We start from the raw sequence: 5152 nt of genomic DNA on the forward strand, positions 1-5152 counted from the left end.
CGGCTCATTCAGCGCTGGCTACCTCCCGCCCGCATCTTCCATCCCTATCCCCTGCAGCGACTTGGCGTCATCACCCGAGGTAGGAGCCCAGTGCGGTAGCGCCGCTCGCCGGGATCTGTGCGGGGGGCGGGCCGAACCCTCAGAGCTAAGGCCCGTCCCTACCGCGACTCTCGCCCATCAGGGTGCTCGACGCGAACTGGTGTCCTCGGTGTTTGCGCCAGAAGTTGGCGACGGGCGCGATCCCGATTTGGGGCCAATCGGGGTGGCGTAAGACACCGACACCCCCTGGCGAGGAGGCTGAACCCCGCTCTTACCCGCCTAGTGCCTCGCCACAGGAATCCTGATCGTTTAGCGGGGAGCTGAGCCCAACGCCGGTCCGCCGAGCCGATGCAATCGTGCATGTCGCGCTCCGCAGAAAGGTGCCCCCCGCCGCTCGCCCTTCGGTTGGCCGCCACCAACGCCCTCGCCATCCTGGCCTGGGCCCACATCAAGCCCCGGTCGACCGTGACGCTACTTGGCGCCTACCCCCCTTTCGCATACTTAAATGTCCTTCTCGCACAACCTCGGCATGCGACCAAAACGGAACCCTTTTGCGATCGCAACGAGGCTACTCACCCGATTCCTCGCGATTTCAGATCGGCAAACGCTTGCGATGTCAGTGCGGCCGGCAACATCAGAGTCCAAAGGTCATGCCCGCAGCAAGACCGAACACCAGAGTGGCCTGGGTTCCCTGCGCGTGGGATAGGAGCAGGGAAACCGGGAGGTCTAGATCGAATGTCATCAAGCGAAGACCGAGATCGAAGCCAAGAGGCACGTCGAACCCGGCGGCATGGCTCAAGATGAGTCCGGCACGCGGTCCATGATAAAGGGGCGCGGCCGTGGCCTTGGCCTCAGGCGAGTCCGGGCCGCGAAGGCCTGGCCACAGGTGGTAGCCTGCGTAGGCTCGGACAGACGAACGCCCACGACGCGCGATCTCGGTGTCGGTTGCCAGCCCGATGGGGAATTGGCCGAGCGGCAGCTTCTCGTGCTTCGATCCCACAGCGCCGATTTCCAGCCAGGCTCGCGCATCCTGGCTCACCCACGCACCTATGCGCGTCGACCCGCCCGCGGCCGGGCCCGACAGGGCAGACGGACCCACTGCGAACATTCCCGTGAAGCCCATATTGTGAAACCACTTGTTGCTGGCGGCCCACTCGACGCCCCGCCCGCCCTGCACCAAGGGGATGCGCAGACAGTCCTGGCTGGCGCCCGGCCCCGACAGTCGGAAGTCCACGGCATTCGTCCACGAGAGAATCGTCTTGCGTGCGGGCTCGGCCGAAAACATCGCGCGCCTGCGAACGGGCCGCCTTTCGCGCGTATTGGCCGGCGCGTCTAGGGGCTCGAGCCAGCCAGCGATCCCGCTCTGGCAAGGTGGTCCGTGAAGAAGCGCGAGACGCACACCGTCCGCATGACCACCCTCCGGCAAGCGCAATTCGGCCTCCACGCCGAGCTCGCCGGCTCCCAAACCGAAGAGCCCAACCTCCTGAAGCTCACCGCGAACTCCGGACCTTGACTTGACTCGGCTCGATGAGCCACCACCGGACGAAAATAGGTCGTGCAAGAGGCCAGGATCGCCGCGCACCAGACTGCGAGCGACCAGAGCCCGAGCGTACTTGCAGTCCTCGAACCTCTGCGGCCTGCGGCCCCTGTCACTGTCTTCTCAACCACTCCTTGAAGCGCTCCCACTGGTCCGCGGCGGACGGCGGGCGCTCGTTCGGGCGCAGCGGAGGGCGGGGAAGCTCGGGGGGAGGTGCCGGAACGAACTCTCCGAGCTTGTCCTCTGGTTTCCCGATCTTGGTGGAGACCGATGCGGTCGCTGCCGAGGCTGCGCTTCCACTGAGGGCTGCCGTTGCTTTGGCGCCTCGGTCACTTGGCCAAGCGCGTCGACCATCCGCGTCAGCCGGCTCATTTCGTCGAACACTCGCTCGGTGGTATACGTCTCGCTTTCAACCACTTGGTGGATCTTGGTCACGTTCCCGTAGACATCGAACTCGTAGCGCGTGAGACCGCCCTCTTCGTCAGTGAAAAGCCGACGTCACGACCTGCCCCAAATGCCAGGGCCGCATGCGCATACTTAAATGTCCTTCTCGCCTCGCCCCAAGAAAGCGCAGCTCCGGTTGGCCGCACCGGCATGTAGCTACTCCGCGGCCACTTCGCTCGCCTGAGCCCGGGTCCCGCGCAATCGGGCGGCGATCCAGCCGAACATGCGGCGGAAGTCATCGAGGATCGAGTACATGGTCGGCACCATGATGAGGGTCAGCACCGTTGCAAACGCCAGGCCGAAGATCACGGCTACGGCCATGGGTCCCCACCACTGCGCGCTTTGGGTGCCCTCGAGCACGCGCAGGGCGCGGAAATCGATCGAGAGCCCGAGGGCCATGGGCAGCAGCCCGAGTATGGTGGTCAGCGCGGTGAGCACGACGGGCCGGAAACGCACGGTACCGGCGCGCACGAGCGCATCGTGGACGGGCAGACCACGGGCGCGCAGCTGCTGGACGTAGTCGAGCAGCACGATGGCGTTGTTGACCACCACGCCCGCGAGCGAGATGACCCCGAGCCCGGTCATGATGATGCCGAACGGGGTCTTGGTGATGACGAGGCCCCACAACACCCCGACCAACGAAAGCACCACGGATGCCAGGATGATAAAGGGGAGATCGAAGCGGTTGAACTGACTCACGAGCACGATGCCTATCAGAAAGATAGCGATGGCAAACGCTCGGCTCAGAAACTCCTGGGCGTCCCGCTGCTCGTCGTTGGCACCTCCGAGGCGCACCTCGAACCGGGCCGGCACTTCCGCTTGCTCGATCCAGTCGCTGACGGCCTGTCTGACTTCGTTCTCGTTGTAACCTTCGGCGATCTCGCCCTGAATCGTGACGACGAGGTCCTGGTCGATGTGGCGGATCGAGCCGCTGCCACCGGCGAGCTCGTAGCTCGCGACCGCCGAAAGGGGAACCGGAAACGTGTCGGGGCTCGTATCCTCGCGGCCAGGGATGCGGAGCGCCAGGATGGCCTGCAGGTCATCGCGGTAGCGCGGGTCGAGCTCGACCATGATGTCGTATTCGTCCTCGCCGTCGCGCAGCGTGCTCGCCTTGCTTCCCGCCACCGCCGTGCGCACCGTGCCGGCGACCGACTGGGTGCTGGCGCCCACGCGCTTGGCCGCGCCGCGATCGATCCGCAGGCGCATTTCAGGGCGGCCGACACGGTAGTTGTCGGTCAGCTTTGCGGTGCCTGGGATGACCGCGAGCTGGCGGCGCACCTGCGCTGCGTACTCGCCCACTGCGCGGAAGTCACCCCCGGAGACTTCGACGGCTATGGGTGCACCCACCGGCGGGCCCATGCGCTCCTTTTCGATCGAGATCTCTGCGCCGGGGATGCGCTCGATGGCCTCGCGGATACGCTCGACGGTTCGTGTGGTCGGTTCGATGCGCACCCGGTCCTGGCCCCGTGCACTGGCGCGATCGGGCAGGAAGTCGATGGTGATGCGCGCCTGGTTGGCCGCGGCCTGCGAGCCTGCAATCGGGTCTTGCGCGTCACCGGCCACCCCCACTTCGGCCACGTGCACATCGATGTTGTCTACCGGGGCCAGCTCGCCCTCGATCCGGCGCACGATCGCATCGGTGGCTTCGATGTCCGTGCCGTCGGGCGCCTTGACGCTGATGATGGCCCGGTTGGGCTCGGTTTCCGGAAAGAACTCGGTGCCGTGGTTGAGCTGGGCGTAGGCCGCAAAGCTGCCGAACAACACCGCGGTGCCAAGGGCCGCCGTCAGGTAGCGGTGGCGAATCGAGCCCTCGAGCAGTACCCGGTACGCGCGCATGATCGGACCTCGCCGCACGCTGCCGTCTTGGGCAAGCTTCTGGCGCTTGGCCCGCATCAGGCGCGAGCTGGCCACCGGCAGCACGCCCACCGCGACGAGGAGCGAGGCGGTCAGCACGATCACGACCGTCTTGGGCATGTAGCCCATGAACTGGCCCATGATGCCGGTCCAGAACACGAGCGGTGCGAACGCAGCTACAGTGGTGGCGGTCGACGCCGCAACCGCCATGGCGACCTCGCGCGTGCCCTCCACGGCCGCCTGCCTGAGCGGTTTGCCTTCCTCGGCATGCCGGTACACGTTCTCGACGATCACGATGGCGTTGTCGACCAGCATGCCGAGCGCGAGAATCAGCGAAAACAGCACGATCATGTTCAGCGTCATCCCGAAGAGCGAGATGACCATGATGCCGGTCAGAAACGAAAGCGGTATCGCAAGCGCCACGAAGAGGCTGTTGCGCGCGCCCATGAAGAACATGATCACGCTCACCACCAAGAGCAGCGCGGTGATGATGCCGTTCTCGAGGTCGCTGACCATGTCACGAATCATCTTCGATTGGTCGGCCAGCGCGCGGTAGCTGACGCCCTCGGGCCACGAGCCGGCCGCGTCGGCCACGGTCGCCTTGATGCTTTCCGAGACCTCGAGGATGTTGGCGCCGGTGCGCTTGCTCACGGCCAGAGACACCGCCCGCTGCCCGTTCATGCGCGCGTAGCTGGTGCGCTCCGCGAAACCGTCGATCACGCGGCCGACATCGCGCACGAACACGGGCCGGTCGCCTTTGCGTTTGATAGCGACGTTCTCGATTTCTCGGGGGTCATCGAACTCGCCGGGCACCCGCAGCAGAAAATTCGCGCCCCCGACCGCCAGATCGCCTCCGGGCACGTTCACGTTTTCGTCGCGCACGGCCCCTATCACGTCGTTCAGCGACAAGCTGTAGTGCTGTAGGCGGATCGGGTCGATCTGCACTCGGATCTCGCGGGTCCTGCCACCGGAGAGGGTGGCACTGAGCACGCCCGGAATGCGCTCGATGCGCTCCTCGAGCTTCTCGCCTAGCTTCTTGAGCAGCTCCTCGTCGACCGGCCCCGCGATCGTCACGATCATGATCGGCATGTCGGCGAAGGAAATCTCGCTCACGGTTGTTTCTTCTGCATCGGCCGGGATCTTGGATTCGGCACGGCTCACGCGATTGCGCACGCGCTGCAGTGCTTCGTCGATCACGACTTCGGGCTCGAACTCGAGGGTGATGAGACTCACGCCTTCGGCCGAGGTCGAGCTCATCTTCTTCAGATCCTTGACGCC

The 5152-nt window shown here is 65.5% G+C and carries 2 protein-coding genes; both read right to left on the reverse strand.

Going from position 1 to position 5152, the window contains the following annotated elements; all coding sequences use genetic code 11:
* Positions 1 to 673: 673 nt before the first annotated feature.
* Positions 674 to 1600: a hypothetical protein gene (locus MJD61_19475; GenBank protein ID MCG8557444.1), complete on the reverse strand. Its 927-nt coding sequence runs from the start codon at positions 1598 to 1600 to the stop codon at positions 674 to 676.
* 576 nt (positions 1601 to 2176) lie between these two features.
* Complete coding sequence (locus MJD61_19480; protein ID MCG8557445.1) at positions 2177 to 5131, reverse strand: efflux RND transporter permease subunit; 2955 nt, start codon at positions 5129 to 5131, stop codon at positions 2177 to 2179.
* Between the last annotated feature and the right edge of the window lie 21 nt (positions 5132 to 5152).

Source organism: Pseudomonadota bacterium, assembly GCA_022361155.1.
GTDB lineage: Bacteria > Myxococcota_A > Polyangia > Polyangiales > JAKSBK01 > JAKSBK01.

Excerpts from the sequence above, each read along its gene's own strand:
- MJD61_19480 (MCG8557445.1), bottom strand. The coding sequence starts at position 5,131 with ATGAGCTCGACCTCGGCCGAAGGCGTGAGTCTCATCACCCTCGAGTTC.